Below are 17939 nucleotides of genomic sequence, written 5' to 3' on the forward strand. Positions count from 1 at the left end.
GCCTGTTCCGCCTGGTTGATCTCTTTCACGGCCTTGCTCAGCGACGCATCCTTGGCCAGGTTGAAGGAAATGGTCACCGAGGGGAACTGTGCCAGATGGCTGATCACCAAGGGCGACTTGGTCTCTTCGATTTTCGCAATCGCTTTCAGCGGCACCTGTCCACTGCTTGCGGTCTGGCTGGGCAGATACAGATCGCCCAGCGACTGCAGTGTCGGCAATGATTTCGGCTGGGCCACCAGAATCACGCGGTACTGGTTGGACTGGTTGAAGATGGTCGACACGATGCGCTGGCCCAGCGCGTCGTACAGTGCATTGTCGATGGTGGCTGGAGTAATGCCGAAACGCGCCGCAAGCTGGCGGTTCACGTCGACGTTGACACTCAGGCCCTGGTTGTTCAGGTCGCTGGTGACGTCGGAGATCGAGCTGATCTGCTTCATGCGCGCGATCAAAGCCGGCACATATTGCTGGAACGCTTCCTGGCTCGGCCCGCGCAGCACGAACTGGTACTGGTTGGGCGAAATGGTGGTATCCAGCGTCAGGTCCTGCTCCGGCTGCAGGTACAGCTTGATGCCAGGCACGTTGGCCACTTCCTGCTGGATGCGCCGCGCGATGTCGGCGGCGCTATCGGAGCGATCGTCGCGTGGCTTCAAGTTGATGAGGAAGCGGCCGTTGTTGAGCGTGGTATTGGTGCCGTCGATGCCGACGTAGGAGGTGAGGTTGGTGACGTCCTGGTCTTTCAGAATCGCTTCGGCCAATTGCGACTGACGGTCCACCATGGTGGTGTAGGACACGGAGTTGTCGGCAATGCTGATGCCTTGCAGCACACCGACGTCCTGTACCGGAAACAAGCCTTTCGGAATCACCACGTACAGCACCACGGTGATGGCGAGCGTCAGCAGAAAGGTCGCCAGCGTCGCAGTCTGGTGAGCCATCACGAAGCGAAGGCCGCGTTCGTAGGCATGCAAGGTCTTGTTGAAAAGACCTTCGCTGATCCGCTCGAAGCGGCTCGGATGGCGCTCGGCTTGCGCACGCAGAATGCGCGCACACAGCATCGGCACCAGGGTGAGCGAGACCACGCCGGAAATCACGATGGTTATCGCGAGCGTCACCGCGAATTCGCTGAATAGACGGCCAATCACGCCGCCCATGAAAAGCAGCGGTATCAACACCGCAATCAGCGACACGGTCAGCGAAAGGATGGTGAAGCCGATCTGTCCTGCGCCAATCAACGCCGCATTCAACGGCGTTTCGCCTTCTTCCAGATAACGCACGATGTTCTCGATCATCACGATCGAGTCGTCCACCACGAAGCCGGTGGCGATGATCAACGCCATCAACGACAGGTTGTCGATGGAGTAGTTGAGTTCGTACATCATCGCCAGCGTGCCGATCAGCGACACCGGCACGGAGATGCTCGGAATGATGGTGGCGGGAAGGTTGCGCAGGAAGACGAAGATCACCAGCACCACCAGCACCACGGCCAGGATCAGCTCGAACGCCGCATCCGCCACCGAGGCGCGGATTTCGCCGGTGCTGTCGTTGACGATATCCACGTGCATGCCAGCTGGCAGCGTGGATTCCAGTTGCGGCAGGATGCGCTTGATCTGGTCGACCGTGGCGATCACGTTCGCGCCGGGTTGGCGCTGCACGTTCAGCACGATCGCCGGTGTGTTGTTGTACCAGGCGCCTTGTTCGGTGTTTTGTGCCGATTGCGTAACGCGCGCGACGTCGCGCAAATACACCGGCGCGCCGTTCTGGTAGGAGACGACCGTGTTGAGATAATCCTTCGGATCCTGGATCTGGTCGTTGCCGTTGATGGTGTAATCCAGATCCGGACCGTCGAAGTTGCCTTTGGGCTGGCTGACGTTGACGTTGGCAAGCAGCGAGCGCAGGTCATCGATGTTGAGCCCGTACGAGGCGAGCTTCTGCGGGTCGGCTTCCACGCGTACGGCGGGCACATTGCCGCCGGATGGCGTGACCAGGCCCACGCCGGATACTTCGGAGATCTTGGTGCCCAGGCGATTGTTCGCGACGTCCTGCAATTGCGTCAGCGACATCGATTTGGACGTCACGGCCAGCGTAAGGATCGGCTGGTCGGCGGGATTCACCTTCGCATACGTCGGCGGTGCGGGCAGGCCGCTCGGCAACAGGCTGTTGGCGGCATTGAGTGCCTCTTGGACGTTCTGCTCGGCCACGTCGAGATTGAGCGCCAGATTGAACTGCAGCGTGATCACCGATGCGCCAGCCGAGCTGCTGGACGTCATCTGTTGCAGGCCCGGAATTTCGCCGAGCTGCACTTCCAGTGGTGCCGTCACCGTGGTTGCCATCACCGACGGACTGGCGCCGGGATAGAAGGTCTGCACCTGGATCGTCGGGTAATCGACGCTGGGCAGCGACGACACCGGCAAGAAGCGCATCGCCACCAGGCCCACCAGCACCAGGGCGATCATCAGCAGCGATGTTGCGACGGGCCTGAGTACGAACAGGCGGGAGATATTCATCAGATCAACGCCTGTCGCTTACGACGCGGAAGAGGTGGTGCTGGTATCCGCACCGGTTTTGTGCCTGCGCTTGCCCGTATGCGATGTGGACGATGACGTCGCCGGCTCGGTGGTGCTGCTTGCACCGGCAGGACGTGCCTGTGCGATGCGGATCTTCGCGCCATCGCTCAGGCGATCCGTGCCGTCCGTCACCACGGTCTGGCCAGCGGAAAGGCCGGAAAGAATCGCCGTTTGCTTGCCGTCGCTAGGGCCGAGCGTGACCTTGTGCACCGATACGGTGTCATCGCCATTGACCAGGAATACGTAATCGCCCGGCGCGCCGGTTTGCACAGCCGGCGTCGGCACCAGCACCGCGTTGTGCAGCGTGTCGACCAACAGTTGCGCGTTGACGAATTCGTTCGGATACAACGCTTCGTCATCATTGGGGAAGGATGCGCGCAGCGTGACGGTGCCCGTGCTGGTGGCCATCTGATTGCTGATGGCGTACAGCGTGCCGGCGGCGATCTCTTTGCTGTTGTCGCTGTTGAATAGCGAGACGGGCAACTTCGCGCCGGTGTTGTAACGATCCAATACTTTGCCGAGCAAATTCTGCGGAATGGTGAACTGCACGGTGGTCGGCTTCATCGTGGTGATCACCACGATGCCGGTGGAGCTGGAAGGCGTAACGTAATTGCCTGGATCGACCAGGCGCAGGCCGACCTTGCCGTCGATCGGTGCGGTGATATGGCAATACGTCAGATCGAGATCGAACTGCGCAATATTGGCCTGATCCGCTTTCACCGCCGCTTCGGACTGCTGGACCAGGAATTTCTGATCCATGTAGGTCTGCTCGGCGATCGATTTTTTCTGGTAGAGCTGCGTGTATCGACCGAGGTCCGTGCGCGCCTGATCGAGCGTGGCCTGATCCTTCGCCAACTGCGCTTCGGCCTGTTGCTTGCTGATCTGGTATTGGCGCGGATCGATCTGCGCCAGGAACTGGCCTTTCTTCACATCCTGGCCTTCCTGGTAGGCCACTTCGGTGAGGTAGCCGCTCAACTGGGGCAACACCGTGACGGTGGCCAGCGGCGTAACCGTGCCAAGCGAATCGATCGTTTCCGGCATGTCGCCGAGCTTTACCGTGGCCACGCTCACCACCTGCGCTGGCGCACCAGTGCGTGCTTTGGGCCGGTTGAACAGGTGAAACAGAACCACGGCGATGACCACAATGGCGATCACCACGGTCATCCACAGGCCGCGCTTGTTGCGCGAGTGTCCGGCTGTTCGCGGAGTATCCGCACTCATAACCCTCTCCAGATGCCGGCTCCTGACTAAAGCAAGAGCGCTTTCGTTTTCAAATGCAGGCCACCGGCGATTCCAGGCGGCGGTAGTCCGTCAACGCGACGGTCGGATTTTTCCTTAACGGCCTGTCGCTGACATGGTTGACACTGTCCGGTGTCTTCCGTGTTTCAAGCGATGAATTAACGCATTGGCACATGTCTACAAACATGTCCTCTGGGGGTTTTTGCAGGCTCCATATTGTGATAATGCGCGTCACAAGCGTGTGCCGCACACGCCTGCAGCAACATGGCTGCCGTGTCTCAGGGCCGGCTTGGGTTCGTAGGCTGGAATGAAATCCCAGCGTTTCCATGCATGGCGGTGTCGGGATTTCTCCCAGCCTGCAAACTCAGACGATCTTCTGCCGCCGCCACCAGGGCGTGACTTTCTCTTCGCGCACCAGCGTGAACAGGCCGGCGCCGAGAATCATCACGATGCCGATCAGCATCGGCCAGTCGAGCTTGTCGCCGAACAGCCAATAGCCGAGCCCGATGGCCCAAAGCATCTGGCTGTACTGTGTGGGAGCCACGCGGTTGGCCGGCGCAATCAAGGTGGCATACATCAAAAGCACGCCGGCCAATGCGGCGAGCAGGCCGTAGCCGGCAAGCAAACCCCACTCATGCAGGTTCGGCCAATGGAAATGCGAAAGCATCAACAGACCGCCGATGATCAGCGGCCCCATCACGCCCGCGCCATACAGGCTGATGCGCTTTTCGTGTGGACCGGCCATGCGCAATGCGACCACCGACGCGGCGGCGAACAGCCCGCAGATCAGGCCTGCGATATCGCCCACGCCCAGTGCGCGAAAGCCCGGTCGCAGCACCACCAGCACGCCCAGAAAACCCACGAACACGGCCGACCAGCGGCGCCAGCCGACGTGCTCCTTCAAGAAGATCACCGACAGGATGGTCACGAAGATCGGCATCAGAAAGATCATCGTGAACACTTCCGCCATCGGCAGCAGCGTGAACGCCGTGACCGACGCGATATTGCCTCCGGCACCCGCCAGTGCACGTACCCACCACAGCGACGGGCGCTGCGCCGTGACCGCGTCGCGCCAGCGATCGTTTTTTTTCATGATGAAAGGCAGTGCAGCCAACCCGAATACCGCGCCAAAGAACACGGATTCATAAGGCGGTACCGAACCGTGCAGCGATTTGACGAACGCGTCGCTGATCGCGTAGGCGGCGAAGCTGGCGAAGCCGAGAAGGATGCCTTTGATCATGCGTATTCCGAGGATGGCGGCAGGTGGAGCGTGCGGCTGGCCGTCATGCGGATATCCCTGGGATTCCGCATCAGCCGGTCCTCAAGAACCCCTGAATGTTGCAGGTGCAGCATACATGGGAAGGCGTGAATGACAAGGCCGCGGGATTGGCGCTGATTCATTTTCCGATGACTTGCTTACATAGGTTCGGGCCAATGGCGGGTACCGCCTGACGGTCAGGGTGCCGAGGATGGTGCAGGCAGCCGCTGCGCAGAAATGCGCGCTGCACTGCACGTGCGGTTTGCAGCATTTCCCATCCATCACCGGCAAGGATCGAACGCTTTGTTTCATGGACGATTGCAAGTTTGTACCGTCGGCATATTGCTTATTGGCCTGAGCGTTTTCAGCGCACCGGCTGCTGCCGTCGAGGTATCGGATCACTGGGATATCAACGGCGCCGTGCGCCTGCGCGTCGACCACGACGATACCCGAGGGATTCATGAATTCGGCGTCGATACGGTGATGCTTGGCGCGAAGTACAACTCCGATACATGGATCGGCGCGGCGGGCTACCGCTTCTACGGCAAGGATTATCCGTTCCAGTACACGCGCCGCTTCGGTGACATCCATTTTGCCGAATACGCCTGGGTGGGTTACCGCATCGACCCCGAGCGGCATGTTGAGGTAGGCCTCAATCAGGTGCCGTTTGGCGTGCAGTCGTTGTTCGGCGACACCTTCTACGAAAGCCTGGGTAATCCTGTTGCGTTGGAAGACTTGTCTGAAGTCGGCGTCAAATACGTACAGGATCTAGGCGGTTGGAATCTGCAGACCGGCTATTACGCGCGCCCGGCATGGTCGGGGCAGGGCACCAGTCGTGGCAGCACTTATTCCATCGTGATCACGCCGGCCGATCCATGGGTCGCCGGCGGTACTCGCAACGTGGAGCGCAATCTGTTCGCCGGGCGCGTTGCGCGCGATCTCCAGACTGGCAATTGGAAAGGGGAGGCGGGCGTTTCGCTGCTCACCTCTACCTTGCATAACCTTGATACGCGACGTGACGGGCGCCGACTCGTTTATGGCCTGCATTACGCGGCCAACAATGGTCCATGGGGCGCGAAGCTGCAATACGCGCGTCAGCTCATGACGCCTCGAAATCCCGATGGCAGCCAGGTGGTGACGGTCGGTGGTTACGACGGCACTTTCAATCTTGCCTCGCGCGGCAATCTTTATTCCGTCAACGGCAGCTACGCCGTTCCAGGCAGCTATCTGGGCGGCTGGGTGAAAGACATCAAGCTGTATTCCAACTACAGCCTCTATCAGAAATCAAACCCGCAATTCCGCAGCACGCAACGTTGGATCACCGGCGCGTCGTTCTCGCTGAAGTTCCTGTCGATCTACGTGGAATGGCTGGAAGGCCGCAACGATCCCTACCTTGGCGGCAGCGATTATGCGCAAAGCCTGGCTGCCGGCGGCATCGACCGCTGGCGCGGCCAGCTCTACATGAACATCGGCTATTACTTCTGAATCGATCTGGCGGTCATGCGCAAAGAATTCGATTACATCAACGGTCAATTCGTGGATGCGCGCAACGAAGCGGTATACGCGGCAGAAATTACCCGCTATCACGCCGAGTGGGCGCGTCGTATCGAAGGCGAGATCATTCCCAGCGACAATGCTGATGAGACGATCAACATCAATGCGCCGACGATGATGGCGGCGGAGAAGGGCGCGGCCTTGATTCTGCAAGGCAACCCTTAAACCTCCCCATGCCTTCGTAGGCTGGGATGAAATCCCAGCACCCGCAAGCGGCAAGCAAAGCTGGGATTGTCATCCCAGCCTACGTTATCTGTCCTCGGCCAAGGTTTTTTGGATCGTGAAAGCCAGGGTCCGCCTTAACGACCGGCTGGCCCCAGGCGGACGGCTGCTGCACCCCGGCATGACCGGAATAAGCCGCCACCGCTACAATGTAGGGCTTCCCCGACTGTTCCTGGAACTCCTATGGCAGCCCGTTTGAACCCGCTCGACCTCTACGACGTCCGTTCCCTGCTCACCGATGAGGAGCGCATGGTGCAGGACACGGTGGGGCGTTTTGTCGACGAAAAAGTGCTGCCTGTCATCGGCGATTGCTTCGATCAAGGACGTTTTCCCGGCGAGCTGATTCCGGACATTGCCAACCTCGGTCTGCTGGGCGCCACTATTCCTGAGAAATACGGTTGCGCCGGCATGAACGGCGTCAGCTATGGCCTGATCTGCCAGGAGCTGGAACGCGGCGATTCCGGCCTGCGCAGCTTTGCCTCCGTGCAAAGCTCGCTGTGCATGTATCCGATCTACGCCTACGGCAACGAAGAGCAGAAGATGCAATACCTGCCGAAAATGGCGGCAGGCGAAATCATCGGTTGCTTCGGCCTGACCGAACCGCACGGCGGCTCCGATCCGGCCAACATGAAGACCAACGCCAAGAAGGACGGCGGCGACTGGATCATCAACGGTGCCAAGATGTGGATCACCAACGGCAACCTCGCGCACATCGCCATCGTGTGGGCGCAGACCGAGGACGGCATCCAGGGTTTTATCGTGCCGACCGATACCAAGGGCTTCACCGCGCAGGAAGTGCACAAGAAGATGAGCCTGCGCGCGTCCGTGACATCCGCGCTGTTCTTCGACAACGTGCGCGTGCCCGACGCTCAGCGCTTGCCGAACGTGAAAGGCTTGAAGGGACCGCTCGGCTGCCTCACGCAGGCGCGCTACGGCATCACCTGGGGCCCGATCGGTGCCGCGCAGGCCTGCTTGAAGGAAGTGATCGATTACACGCAGGAGCGCGTGCTGTTCGGCCGCCCGCTGGCCGCAAACCAGGCGATCCAGCTGAAGCTGGCCGATATGGCCCGTCGCATCACTACCGCGCAATTGCTGTCGTTGCAGCTCGGCCGCTTGAAGGACGCAGGCAAGATGGAACCCACGCAGGTGTCTTTGGCGAAGTGGAACAACGTGCGCATGGCGCTGGATATCGCGCGCGATTGCCGCGACATGCTCGGTGGCGCCGGCATCACGGTGGAGCATTCGGCGATTCGCCATGCGCTGAATCTGGAATCGGTGATCACCTATGAAGGCACGGAGACGGTGCATCAGCTGGTGGTCGGCCGAGAACTGACCGGCATCAACGCGTTCTGATCCTTTCCTTTTGGAGGGGGATTGCGGTAAGTGCTGATTGTCGCGATAGAAATAAACCGGAGCGAGCCGCTGTGGAGGTTCAGGCAAGCCTTGACCCCTCACCTCAATCCTCTCCCCGGAGGGGAGAGGAGGCGAACGCGGCGCACGAAGCGCGCTACGCCAGTTGATAAACGCTTGGAGCCAACCGTGTCGATCCACGATATCCGCATCATCGAAACCGAGCGCCTGATCCTGCGTCCGCCGATCCACGAGGATTTCGACGCCTACGCCGCCAACATGGCCGATCCCGATGCAGCGCGTTTCATCGGCGGCGTGCAATCGCGCCCCGTCGCGTGGCGCGGTTTTCTCTCGCTCGCCGGTGCCTGGATGATCCAGGGTTTCTCGATGTTTTCCATGATCGAGAAATCCACCGGCCGTTGGATCGGCCGATTGGGTCCGTGGTATCCGGATGGATGGCCCGGCAACGAAGTGGGCTGGGCACTGGTGCGCGATGCATGGGGCAAGGGCTACGCGTATGAAGGCGCGGCGGCGATCATGGACTGGTCGTTCGAACACCTGGGATGGAGCGAAGTCATCCATTCCATCAACTCCGATAACCAGCCATCGATTGCGCTGGCCAAACGCTTGGGTTCGCGGTTTCAGCGCCACTCGAACCTGCCGGAGCCCTACCAGGACGTGCGCGTCGAAATCTGGGGGCAGACGCGGGAAGAATGGTTGCAGCGGCGATGAGCGGCGTCATTCTGCAATCCGTCATCAGCTGTCCGCATTGTGGTTGCTCCAGCGAGGAAACCATGCCGCTCGATGCTTGTGTGTTTTTCTACGATTGCCCGGGCTGCAAGGCGCTGCTTCGTCCCAAGGCGGGCGATTGCTGCGTGTTCTGCTCGTACGGTTCGGTCAAATGTCCGCCCATTCAATTGCAGCCTGCGAACGCCAGTTGCTGCGGCCATCGTGATCATTGACGGTCATGTCGTTGCGTCCGCTCAATGTGGCACTGCGTGACGCCATCGCGACGAGCGTGCCACTGTTGCAGGCGCATTGCCGCGATCCATGGGTGGTGATCGGTAGCGCTGCCTGTGCGCTGGCCGGTGCAGCCGTGGAAGTCGCCGACCTGGATCTGCTTACCAGCACAGCCGATGCCCAGCGCCTGATCGCCGTGTGGCCATCGCATCTGGATACCACGTACGTGCCGGCAGGCGCGGATCGTTTTCGCTCGTGCTTTGCACGCTTCCTGTTTCCCGGCATGCCGCTGGAAGTGATGGGCGATCTTCAATTGCACGATGCCGATGGCTGGCAACCGGTGCAAATAAATGAAACCGTGCACGTCACGGTGGCGGACGTCGCTGTCGCCATTCCATCGCGTGATGAACAAATTCGCATTTTGAAAAGCTTTGGCCGCCCGAAAGACCTCGCGCGTGCCGAGCTGTTGCGCGCCTTGTGCCATGGCGCGCCCGCCGATCATCGTTAGAGAACCTTCGCCATGTCCGCCACACCTATTGCCGCCCGCCACAAGGGCTTCAACCGCGCCGAGATCGTCGATCAGAATTTCACCGAGTTCGTGCAGCTCTGGCGCGGCCATGTTCATGCGCGGCCCCGTGACAACGAATCCGTCCTGCCTGGCAGTTCGCTGGATGCAAAAGGCTTTCGTGAACTGTTGGAATCGCAGCTGATCTCGCGCCATCTCGATCTGATGGCGCGGGTGCTGCGCGTGCAGAACAAGGTGTTCTACACCATCGGCAGTTCCGGCCATGAGGGCAACGCGATGGTGGCGCGCCTTACGCGGCATACCGATCCAGCCTTTCTGCATTACCGCTCCGGCGGTTTCATGGCGGAGCGCTTCCGCAAGCTGCCGGGCATGGATCCGATCATGGATTCGGCGCTGTCGTTTGCCGCCAGCAAGGAAGATCCCGCTTCCGGTGGCCGTCATAAAGTGTGGGGCAGCAAACCGCTGTGGGTCTTGCCGCAAACCTCCACCATCGCCTCGCATTTGCCGAAAGCCTTTGGCACTGCCATTGCCATCGAACAGGCACGCCGCATCGGCCACACGCTGCCGATACCGAACGATTCCATTGCGATCTGTTCGTTCGGCGATGCATCGAGCAATCACGCCACGGCACAAACGGCTTTCAACGCGGCCGCATGGACGGCGTATCAAAAACTGCCTGCACCGGTGTTGTTCGTTTGCGAAGATAACGGCATCGGTATTTCGGTCAAGACGCCCAGCGGCTGGGTGGCGAACAATTTCCAGCATCGCCCTGATCTGGATTACTTCTTTGCCAACGGTTTGGACCTGGCAAGCGGCTACGAACAGGTACAGCGTGCGGTGGACCACTGTCGCCAAACGCGTCGCCCGACCTTCCTGCATTTGAAAACCACGCGCATCATGGGCCATGCCGGCACCGATTTCGAAATCGAGTGGCGCAGCATCGAAGAACTGGTGGCGGTGGAAGCGTCCGATCCGCTGCTGCGTTCCGCGTCGATTGCGCTGGAATCGGGCTTGTACGGCAAGGACGAATTGCTGGCCTTGAACGACAGCATCCGCACACGCTGTTTCGCGGCTGCGGAAGAAGCCGACCGCCGGCCGCGGCTGCAAACGCTGGACGAGGTGATGGCGCCGCTCGCGCCGTACACGCCGGATGCGGTGAAGGCCGAAGCCGAGCGCGCCGATTACCATGACAGGCGCGTCGCCGTGTTTGGCAACGAAGACAAGTTGCCGGAGAAGCAGCCGCCGCGTCATTTGGCCATCCAGATCAATCAGGCGTTGCACGACTTGATGGCGAAGTATCCCGAGTCGCTGCTGTTCGGCGAAGACGTTGCGCAGAAGGGCGGCGTGTATACCGTCACCAAGGGGTTGCACAAGGCGTTCAAGGGCAACCGCGTGTTCAACACGCTGCTGGATGAAACGGTGATCCTTGGCCTGGCGCAGGGCTACGCCAACATGGGCATGCTGCCGATCCCGGAGATCCAGTATCTGGCGTACTTCCACAACGCTTGCGACCAGATTCGCGGCGAAGCGGCCTCGCTGCAGTTCTTCTCCAACGGCCAGTATCGCAATCCGCTGGTGATGCGCGTGGCGGCGCTGGGTTATCAACGTGGCTTCGGTGGTCATTTCCACAACGACAATTCGATCGCGGCGCTGCGCGATATTCCGGGGCTCGTCGTCGGTTGCCCAAGCCGCGGCGATGATGCGGCGACCATGCTGCGTACGCTGATGGCGCTGGCGAAAGTCGACGGTCGCGTGTGTGCCTATCTGGAACCGATTGCGCTGTACATGACCAAGGACCTCTACGAGGCCGGCGATGGTCAATGGCAATTCGCCTATCCCGCACCGGGCGAAGCGATGTCGTTGGGCGAAGGTCGTGTCTACAACGCCGACGCCAACGATCTTGTGGTCTTCACCTTCGGCAACGGCGTGCCGATGGCGTTGCGTTCGGCGCGCACGATCGAGAAGGCGTTCGGCTGGAAAGTGCGTGTGGTCGATCTGCGTTGGCTGGCACCGCTCAACGATGCCTTTATCGCCGAGCAGGCGAAGAGTGCGAAGCGCATTCTGGTATTGGATGAAGGCCGCAAGAGCGCAGGTGTGGGTGAAGGCATCATCACAGCCGTAGTGGAAGCGGGCTTCGGCAGCACGCCACTGGAACGTGTGGTGGGCGCGGATACCTATACGCCCTTGGCCGGTGCGGCGTTTCTCGTCTTGCCGGGCGATGCGGATGTCGTCGCGGCGGCGAAGAAGCTCGCCACGCAGTAAACGCAGCGATGCTGCTTGTCGCAGGCTCGGATGACAATCCCGGCATTCCCTTGCATGGCGATGCTGGGATTTCATCCCAGCCTACGGTTGGGGCGGAACCTGAGCCTCAACGTGCTTCGTCCATGCATGGCGTGTTGGGGTTCGGTTGCGCCTCACTCCAGCCTACGAGGATCTGCGCGGTGGTGTGTTCATGTCCGCACGCCGCTCATACGCATGCACTTGATTGCGCCCATGCAGCTTCACGTAATACATCGCCTGGTCCGCGCGTTCGATCAGCGATTCCAGTGTGTCTCCGGCGCTGCGCATCGCCAACCCGATGCTCACGCTCAAGCGCAGATCATTCAAGTTCACTGGAATTTCCATCCGATGCACGCGCCGGCATAGTCGCGTCGCCACGTGCATGGCCTGTTCCTGGTTCACGTCATGCAGCATCGCCACAAATTCTTCGCCACCGTAGCGGCCCAGCAGATCGGTAGGGCGAAGCTCGTTGCTCAACACTTCGGCCACGGCAACCAGCGCACGATCGCCGGCAGCATGGCCTTGCAGATCGTTGAGTGTCTTGAAGTGGTCCAGATCCAGAAACAGCATCGCGATGGAGCGTTCCGTGTTGGCGGTCAGCATGCGATTGGCCGCTTCAGTCCACGCGCGGCGGTTGAGGATGTTGGTAAGCGCGTCATGATCGGCCAGCACGCGCACCTGATCGCGATCGCGCCGCATGGTCAGTGCGCGATCGGCCAGGCCCAGCGATAGCACGATGGCCTCGAACGCGCCCATGCCGATGCTGGCGTCATTGAGCCAATCCAGGCTCGGCAGCGCACCGGTGGTCTGCGCGCTGGTCATGGCAGTGAGCACCAGCAGCGGCGTCCAGCCGGCCAGGAAAAACCACGCCTGGCGCGAACCACGCGCGCCAGCTGCCAAGGCCGTGACGAGCAGCAGCAACGCACCCAGGATCAATACTGGATTCACCAGCGTCTGCGCCATCACCACCAGCGGCTCGATGCCGGTACAGCGCAGCAGCACGATCAGCGGCATGGCAAAACCCAGCGCTATCACGGGCACGTTCAGCGCAGGGGCGTAACGCTGCACGTCACAGAAGCGGCTGAGGAACAGCGAGGCGAACGATACCGACAACGCCGTCGCCGAAGCTCCCACCAGCAGTTCCGAGCCGGCCAGCCAGCTCAGGCCGAGCGGGTGGAACAGAAAGCCGGTCTGCACGCCTTGCACTACCACATAGCAAAGCATGTAGCCGGTGTACCAGGCGAAGGTCATGTCATGCAGCATCACGGCAAAACACAACGCCATCAGCGCCATCGCCACCATCACGGCGAAGCATGCCGTCGCAAAAGCGAGCCAGTTGGAATCCTGCAGCAGGAAATCATCCAGGCCTTGCAGCTGAAAGCGCTCCGGCGCGGCAAGGCTGCCGCTGTGCTCCAGTTTCAGCAGGATCGGCCCCGAAGAAGCCGCGCCGGGAGCCAGGCGGATGGCCAGCCGGCCATGGCCGTGCAGCGCATCGCCGGCGTCGTTCATGGCGTAGCTGTGCGGTGGCCCTTGCTTGCCATACAGCGTGACAGTGCCGAGCGGGGCAGGGTAGATCGACAGCACACGCTCTTCGTCCACATCGGCGGCTTCCGGCTGCAATACCACCCAGCTGCCGAGCGCATCGCGGGGAAACCGATGCAACAGGGTCGGATTGAAGGGCCTGAGCGCCTTTTGCCCGAACGCGGCCAGGATGGAGGCAGGCGTGTCGCCCCGCGTCACCTCATGCCAAGCGCCGCGCAGGGGTGTGCTGTTTGCGCCGGCCGTCGCCAGGGAAAACCACAGCAGCCAAATCACCGGCAAGGCGGCCAGCAGCCACCTGCGTTCGCTGCCCAGTTTGCGCAACGCCTCCCCTGACACTTCATCCCCCGCACCATGAAGTGAGTCGTGCTTCCGCCTCTTTACGCCAAATGCCGCGGCGGCCATCGGCAGGTTCTGCGACCTGCTGGTTCCCTTGCCCGCTGCGGAATGATCGATTACCTAGTGCCGAACGGTACCGCCATTCCGCGGCGTAATGAAAGCCTCGAAGTGTCATGGTATGCAGGACATGTGCCAGAGAGCATGGTTGCGTCATCCTGCCGCGATTTCACGCCAACTTGCCCGACAGCGGGGCATGTTCCTCGGCAGCCCGTGACGGGAACGGCTCTCGAAGGAGAATGGCATGTCTGCAATCAAAGTAGCGGTGCTGGTCGGCAGCCTGCGCAAGGATTCCTTCAATCGCAAATTGGCGAAGGCGGTGGAGAGGTTGGCGCCGGCGGAACTGTCGTTCGAGCACGTGCGCATCGACAACCTGCCGCTGTACAACCAGGATTTCGACAGCGATTACCCACCGGTCTGCCAACAGCTGAAGGCACAGATCAAGGCGGCCGATGCGCTGTTGTTTGTGACGCCGGAATACAACCGTTCGATTCCCGGCGTGCTGAAGAACGCCATCGACATTGCCTCGCGTCCGTATGGCTCAAGCGCCTTCGCCAACAAGCCTGGCGCGGTGATTGGCATATCGGTGGGCGCGACGGGCACGGCGTTATCGCAACAGCATCTGCGCAATGTGCTCGCTTATCTGGATGTGCCGCTGATGGGGCAGCCCGAGGTGTTTCTCAAATTCAGCGATGGCTTGATCGATGATGAGGGGAATATCGGGGTGGAGAGTACAAAGAAGTTTTTGCAGGGTTTTGTGGATCGGTATGTGGAGTGGGTGAAGCGGCAGGTGCATGCGTAACTACTCACAGGCCGTCATTCCCGCGAAAGCGGGAATGACGGCCGCGAGGTAGGCGCGCGCTCATGGTCGGCCTCCAAGCATCCCAGGCATCCGATGATGTTGGGGTTCGCGTTCGGCTCACCCCAGCCTACGCAGCCATTCGTAGGGTATACACATCAAGGCGCCGCAGGCGCCCCCACGCCGCAATACTTCTCCAGCAACTGCTGCTGCACATCGTGCGCGGCCTGACCATCGCCCGGCTGCAGCCGCGAATAGTTGCCATCCGTGTGCAGTTCCCACGTGGTGGTGTTGTCGGTGAGGTAAAGCTCCAGTTCCTTGCGAATACGCTGGCGCAGCTTTTTATCTTCGATCGGAAAACCAGTCTCGACGCGGCGATCCAGGTTGCGTTCCATCATGTCGGCACTGGCCAGGTACATGCGTTCTTCGCCAGCGTTGGCGAACCAATACACGCGGCTGTGCTCCAGAAAACGGCCAACGATTGAACGCACGCGGATATTGTGCGACACACCCGGAATGCCGGGACGCAAGCAGCACATGCCACGCACCAGCAGATCCACCTTCACCCCCGCGATGCTGGCCTTGTACAGCGCACGGATCATCTTCGCATCGGTGAGCGCGTTGATCTTGATGATCATGTGCGCCGGCTTGCCGGCTTCGGCATGCGCGGTCTCGCGCGCGATCAAATCGAGCAGTGACTTCTTCAGCGTAAACGGAGCATGCAGCAGCTTCTTCATCTTCAGCAGCTTGCCCATGCCGGTGAGCTGGCTGAAAAGCTTGTGTACGTCTTCGCACAACGCCGGGTCGGACGTAAGCAGGCTGTAATCCGTATACAGGCGTGCGTTGCCGCTGTGGTAGTTGCCGGTGCCCAGGTGCGCATAGCGTTGCAGTTTCTGTCCTTCGCGGCGCTGGATCAGCATCATCTTGGCGTGCGTCTTCACGTCCACCACGCCGTAGATCACCACGGCGCCGGCTTGCTGCAGGCGCTGCGCGAGGCTGAGGTTGGATTCCTCGTCGAAGCGTGCGCGCAGTTCCACCACCGTGATCACTTCCTTGCCGGCGCGCGCGGCTTCCACCAGCGCATCGACGATTTCCGAGCTGGCGCCGGTGCGGTACAGCGTCTGTTCGATGGTGAGCACGTCCGGATCTTTGGCGGCTTGGCGTACCAGGTCCACCACGGGTGCGAAGGATTCGTAGGGGTGCAGCAACAGCACATCCTGCTTGTTGATCACCTGGAACAGGTCTTCGGCTTTCTTCAGTGCCTTCGGGATCGCCGGCACAAACGGCGGATATTGCAGGTGCGGGCTCTGGCTGCGGTTGATGATGCCGAACAGGCGTGTGAGGTTGACCGGCCCGTTGACTTCGTACAGCTCCGCTTCGGTCAGGCCGAATTGCTTGAGCAGGTAATCGGTGAGTTTCTTGGGGCAGTTGTCCGCCACTTCCAGGCGCACCGCATCGCCGAAGCGGCGCGAGAACAATTCGCCGCGCAACGCGCGGGCGAGATCGTCCATTTCTTCCGGATCGATGGTGAGGTCGGCGTTGCGGGTGAGGCGGAACTGATAGCAGCCGCGTACTTCCATGCCGGGGAATAATTCTTCCGCATGCGCGTGGATGATCGACGACAGCAGCACATAGTTTTCGCCGCCTTCGCAGACCTCATCCGGCAGACGCATGATGCGCGGAAGTACGCGCGGCGCGGGCAGGATGGCCAGGCCCGAATCGCGCCCGAACGCATCCACGCCTTCGAGCTCGACGATGAAATTGAGGCTCTTGTTGACCAGCAGCGGAAACGGATGCGTGGGATCAAGACCGATCGGCGTCATCATCGGCGCTACTTCCTGGCGGAAATAGCGTTGCACCCAGCGCTTTTGCGCGGCCGACCAGTTTTCGCGGCGCACGATGCGAATGCCGTGCCGATCCAGTTCCGGCAGCAAGCGTTCGTTGAGGATGGTGTATTGGCGTGCGATTTGGCGATGCGCGATGTCGCTGATCTCGGTCAGCACTTGCTTGGGGGTGATGCCGTCCGGTCCCACGATTTCATGGCCGAAGGCCAGCTGGCTTTTCAAGCCGGCGACGCGGATTTCGAAGAACTCATCCATGTTGCTGGAAAAAATCAGCAGGAACTTCAGGCGCTCCAATAGCGGCGTGCGCTCGTCCAGCGCCTGCTCCAGCACGCGGTTGTTGAATTGCAGTTGCGACAGTTCGCGATGGATGTAATGCGTTTTATCGTTGAGATCGACCACAGGGGCGGCCTCTGCTGCGTCTGGCTTGGGCAGGGGGGCTGCGGACATGGCGTCTTCGTTGGGGCGTTTGCTCATCGAACGGTGCATCGATCTCGTGACGGGTGCGCGGGCACCTTGCAGCATGCCACGACCTTGCCATGGTGCGGGACGCTGTTGACACAGTTATGACATATGCCCCGCCAAGGGTACGTTGTCATCAGTCAGGAGGCGCTGCCGGCCAGCATGTAATGACTGGGTGCCGATCCCAGCGTGCGCCGGAATGCGGCCGTGAAGGCACTGGTGCTGCCATAGCCCAGTTCCATCGCCACACGCGTGACCGCCTGTCCCCGCCCCAGGCGTGCCAGGGCCGCCATCAGGCAGGCCTGGTGGCGCCAGTCGCTGAAGCTCATGCCGGTCTGCTCGCGAAACAGTCGAGTGAAGCTGCGTCGGCTCATGCCGGCTTTACCGGCCATAAGGTCGATATCCACATCCAGCGAAGGCGCTGCGAGCAGCGCTCTGCACAGCTGTGCCAGCCGGGGATCCCGTGGCATCGGGGTGTTGAGGGGCAGGGCGGGCATGCGGGCGAGTTCGGTTACCAACAGGCGCATCACGTCATCGTCGCGGCTGCCCAGTTCGTATTCGGTGGGCAAGTCCACGGCTTCGGACAGCAGCGCGTGCAGCAGGGGCGAGACGCTGACCACCGTGCAGCGCGCGGGCAAGCCGGCCTTCATTGCGACCTCCGGGAGCACGTAGGCGCTGCGCGTACTGGTGAGGCCGCCCATATGCACCGCATGGGTAACGCCCGCGGGAATCCATAACGCCCGGTAAGGCGGCACTACCCAGCTGCCTTCGCTGGTGGTGACGGTGAGCACGCCGGTGACCGCATACAGGCACTGCCCGCGTTTGTGCCGGTGGCCGGGTAGTGACAGGCCGGCAGCGTAGTCGTTGCCGGTAGCGACGACGTCGCGGGGCGTGTCTTCGTAGCCGATCACTCGCGTGTTGCGCACGCTGCCTCCCGTTTGGCCCAAAAACG

The 17939-nt window shown here is 61.1% G+C and carries 14 protein-coding genes; 8 read left to right on the forward strand and 6 right to left on the reverse strand.

Annotated features, from left to right (window positions below):
• The 3 genes from VJR68_RS06605 to VJR68_RS06615 all read right to left on the reverse strand — a co-directional run.
• Nucleotides 1-2501: efflux RND transporter permease subunit (locus VJR68_RS06605; protein ID WP_324146875.1), on the reverse strand; the 2501-nt coding region annotated here is incomplete at its 3' end.
• 18 nt (nt 2502-2519) lie between these two features.
• Nucleotides 2520-3782 carry an efflux RND transporter periplasmic adaptor subunit gene (locus VJR68_RS06610; protein WP_324146876.1) on the reverse strand — a complete coding sequence of 421 codons (1263 nt, stop codon included), beginning with the start codon at nt 3780-3782 and terminating at the stop codon, nt 2520-2522.
• Nucleotides 3783-4164: 382 nt separating this feature from the next.
• Nucleotides 4165-5040 (reverse strand): DMT family transporter, encoded by an 876-nt coding sequence (locus VJR68_RS06615; RefSeq protein WP_324146877.1) that lies wholly within the window; start codon nt 5038-5040, stop codon nt 4165-4167.
• A gap of 336 nt (nt 5041-5376) precedes the next feature.
• Between VJR68_RS06615 and VJR68_RS06620 the strand changes: the two genes are divergently transcribed.
• The 7 genes from VJR68_RS06620 (at nt 5377) to VJR68_RS06650 (ending at nt 11932) form a co-directional block, all read left to right on the forward strand.
• Entirely contained in the window at nt 5377-6543 is a 1167-nt protein-coding gene (locus VJR68_RS06620) for a hypothetical protein (protein ID WP_324146878.1), read from the forward strand.
• 15 nt (nt 6544-6558) lie between these two features.
• Nucleotides 6559-6777 carry a hypothetical protein gene (locus tag VJR68_RS06625; RefSeq protein WP_324146879.1) on the forward strand — a complete coding sequence of 73 codons (219 nt, stop codon included), beginning with the start codon at nt 6559-6561 and terminating at the stop codon, nt 6775-6777.
• Nucleotides 6778-7017: 240 nt separating this feature from the next.
• Nucleotides 7018-8187: an acyl-CoA dehydrogenase family protein gene (locus tag VJR68_RS06630; protein ID WP_324146880.1), complete on the forward strand. Its 1170-nt coding sequence runs from the start codon at nt 7018-7020 to the stop codon at nt 8185-8187.
• Nucleotides 8188-8373: 186 nt separating this feature from the next.
• Nucleotides 8374-8916 carry a GNAT family N-acetyltransferase gene (locus VJR68_RS06635; RefSeq protein WP_324146881.1) on the forward strand — a complete coding sequence of 181 codons (543 nt, stop codon included), beginning with the start codon at nt 8374-8376 and terminating at the stop codon, nt 8914-8916.
• Complete coding sequence (locus VJR68_RS06640) at nt 8913-9146, forward strand: GDCCVxC domain-containing (seleno)protein (RefSeq protein WP_324146882.1); 234 nt, start codon at nt 8913-8915, stop codon at nt 9144-9146. Before VJR68_RS06635 ends, VJR68_RS06640 begins: the two co-directional genes overlap by 4 nt.
• Before the next feature lie 5 nt (nt 9147-9151).
• Complete coding sequence (locus VJR68_RS06645; protein ID WP_324146883.1) at nt 9152-9652, forward strand: hypothetical protein; 501 nt, start codon at nt 9152-9154, stop codon at nt 9650-9652.
• A 12-nt stretch (nt 9653-9664) separates the two neighbouring features.
• Nucleotides 9665-11932, forward strand: a complete 2268-nt coding sequence (locus VJR68_RS06650; RefSeq protein ID WP_324146884.1) for a thiamine pyrophosphate-dependent enzyme — start codon at nt 9665-9667, stop codon at nt 11930-11932.
• 162 nt (nt 11933-12094) lie between these two features.
• Here the strand turns inward: VJR68_RS06650 and VJR68_RS06655 are convergent, their stop codons facing one another.
• Nucleotides 12095-13813 carry a diguanylate cyclase gene (locus VJR68_RS06655; RefSeq protein WP_324146885.1) on the reverse strand — a complete coding sequence of 573 codons (1719 nt, stop codon included), beginning with the start codon at nt 13811-13813 and terminating at the stop codon, nt 12095-12097.
• Between the two features lie 316 nt (nt 13814-14129).
• Between VJR68_RS06655 and VJR68_RS06660 the strand changes: the two genes are divergently transcribed.
• Nucleotides 14130-14687 carry an NAD(P)H-dependent oxidoreductase gene (locus VJR68_RS06660; protein ID WP_324146886.1) on the forward strand — a complete coding sequence of 186 codons (558 nt, stop codon included), beginning with the start codon at nt 14130-14132 and terminating at the stop codon, nt 14685-14687.
• 155 nt (nt 14688-14842) lie between these two features.
• On the opposite strand, the gene ppk1 is transcribed toward VJR68_RS06660, so the two are convergent.
• Together ppk1 and VJR68_RS06670 are read right to left on the reverse strand one after the other, a co-directional pair.
• Nucleotides 14843-16975: a polyphosphate kinase 1 gene (gene ppk1, locus VJR68_RS06665; RefSeq protein ID WP_324146887.1), complete on the reverse strand. Its 2133-nt coding sequence runs from the start codon at nt 16973-16975 to the stop codon at nt 14843-14845.
• Between the two features lie 152 nt (nt 16976-17127).
• Nucleotides 17128-17913 carry a helix-turn-helix transcriptional regulator gene (locus tag VJR68_RS06670; protein WP_324146888.1) on the reverse strand — a complete coding sequence of 262 codons (786 nt, stop codon included), beginning with the start codon at nt 17911-17913 and terminating at the stop codon, nt 17128-17130.
• Nucleotides 17914-17939: the final 26 nt, after the last annotated feature.

It is taken from the genome of Dyella sp., from assembly GCF_035277725.1.
GTDB lineage: Bacteria > Pseudomonadota > Gammaproteobacteria > Xanthomonadales > Rhodanobacteraceae > Dyella_B.